This window comes from Endozoicomonas sp. SESOKO2 (genome assembly GCF_024606245.1).
In the GTDB taxonomy this organism is placed as follows: domain Bacteria; phylum Pseudomonadota; class Gammaproteobacteria; order Pseudomonadales; family Endozoicomonadaceae; genus Endozoicomonas_A.
The window spans coordinates 1-1,939 of sequence record NZ_JAHHPQ010000250.1; the positions used below are offsets into that span (position 1 = coordinate 1).

Consider the following 1,939-nt stretch of genomic DNA (forward strand, 5'->3'; position numbering starts at 1 on the left):
CTTTCACTACCCATGATCCATCGATCTGCTGGCCGATGATTTTCGCTGTTTTATCTTTACAGGCGGTTACCACATGACGACCATCAATACTGAAAACAGCTGAATTGACCTCGCCATCATGAGCAATGGAGACTTTTTCTTTCCAGACTCCTTTGGCGTTCTGACCATAGATTTTCACCGTTTTATCGTGACTTGCAGTTACCACATGGCGGCCATCGGGGCTAAAAGTGGCTGATCTCACCGATTTCTGATGGCGAATGTTGGCTTTTCGTTCCCATGATCCATCTGCCTTCTTACTATAGATTTGCGCCGAACCATCATCGCTGGCAGTCACCACATGATTGCCGTCGGGGCTGAAGGTGGCTGAGCAAATCCGCTCATTATGGCGAATGTCAGCCTTTACTTCCCAGGATCCATCGTCCTTCTGGCCGTAGATTTTCACCGTGTCATCGCAGACAGAGGGGAAATGGTAAACTTCGCCGACCACAGTCATCTGGCCTACGGTCAGCACATGGGCACCATCGGGACTGAGGGAGGCTAATTCGACATGACAGTCATGGGGAAGGGCAATAGTGCTTTTCTCCAGCCATGATCCATCGTCCTCCAGACCATAGATTTTCGACTTATCATCATTACCCCTGGTTATCAAATAGCGCCCATTAGCGCTGAAGGAGGCTGAAAAGACCGAATCTTCATGGGAAATACTGGCTTTTGGTAGCCATAATCCATTGGCCTCCTGACCATAAATTCTCGCTGAGCTATCAGCACTGGCGGTCACCAAAAAAGTGCCATCGGGACTGAATTCGGCTGAATTGACCCTGGAACCATGAGTAATGGTCACTTTTACTTCCCACGTTCCATCAGCCTCATGAGCGTAGATTTTCGCCGTGCGATCATCACTGGCGGTGACCAGATGATGGCCATCGAGGCTGAAGGTGGCTGAGTTGATAACATCAGAGTGCAAAATGTTAGTTTTTACATCCCATGACCCACCGATGTCCTGACCAGAAATTTTCGCTGTATTACGACCCTCGGTAGCAGTCTTGGTCACCACATGACGGCCATCGACACTGAAGGAGGCTGATTTAATCCCGCTGCCATGAGAAATTTCGCCTTCTTCAACTAATTTAAATGCTTTACATTCAGACATCAGTTGACTGATGGTGAAAAAGAAAAAAGCAGGAAATCCATCACTCTCCCGGCGTCCTACTACTGACTTGATGAGTGCCTCGTCATTCGTAAACTGCCCTAACCAGTCGCTGAGTTGGTTGTTGTCTTTTGTACTGATGACTGCCTTTATTTGAGCCCGGTGTGCTGAAGAAAACCGGCCATACCATGCCTTCGCCAGAACATCACCTTCTTCAATAACATCGCACAACTCGGAGCATGTTCGCTTTAAAACGGCTACATTTGGAAGATCTAAATGGGCAATGACTTCATACTTCAATTCTTTGGGCAGTGTCTTCAATAATAACGATTCACACGGGTAAGATGCAGTGATCTCCCTACCCATATCGATAACGGTTGGCGGCTCTGATTGAGATCGCCCGGGTGATGTCGGGGCTGAATCGACAATATTGGAGTTGTCGTTTATTTGCTGAGTGCATGGTGTCATTTCTGTTTCCTGTAACGTGAGTATTTCTCCTCATTTTGAAACGACATTCAAAATGGATGTGCCGAGTTAGACCCGGTTTTGGAATAAAAGTTCATAACATGTTGCTAAGCGCAACGAACACTGTTTCTGCCTTTCGACTCACGCAGAATGGCGTCACTCAGCGGCGGCCCTCTGAGTACCCCGCATCAGGTTCCGGGCTTCGTCAATCACCACCAGACTGTGCCGGTTCAGGTGATACCAGAGAACCCCTTATTTCAGTAATTTTCGCCGTGCCATCCTCACTGGCGGTGACCACATGGCAACAATCGGCACTGAAGCTGGCTG

Annotated in this window: 1 protein-coding gene; it reads right to left on the reverse strand. The window is 48.3% G+C overall.

The features are described from left to right. Positions 1–1,615: F-box/WD repeat-containing protein (locus KDK17_RS05985; protein ID WP_257287591.1), on the reverse strand; the 1,615-nt coding region annotated here is incomplete at its 3' end. Between the last annotated feature and the right edge of the window lie 324 nt (positions 1,616–1,939).